This window comes from Halomonas marinisediminis, from assembly GCF_004347715.1.
GTDB classification, from domain to species: Bacteria; Pseudomonadota; Gammaproteobacteria; order Pseudomonadales; family Halomonadaceae; genus Halomonas; species Halomonas icarae.
Window position 1 is genome coordinate 1 of record NZ_SLTR01000844.1, and the last position, 223, is coordinate 223.

Annotated in this window: 1 pseudogene; it reads left to right on the top strand. The window is 66.8% G+C overall.

The window, feature by feature from the left end:
* A pseudogene (locus E0702_RS18735) lies at positions 1-223 on the top strand (FtsH protease activity modulator HflK); the annotation flags it as partial.

Genomic DNA, 223 nt, shown 5'->3' on the forward strand with positions numbered 1-223 from the left:
GTTCCGCGAAGTGCAGGCCGCCGAGCAGGAACGCGACCGTCTCGAACGGCAGGCGGATGCCTATGCCAACCGGGTGCTCGCGGGCGCGCGGGGTGAGGCTGCACAGCTTCTCGAACAGGCCGAAGCCTACCGGGCGCAGGTCGTCAACGAAGCCGAGGGTGAAGCCAGCCGCTTCACCGCAGTTCTGGCCGAGTATCAGAACGCACCGGAAGTGACCCGAAAG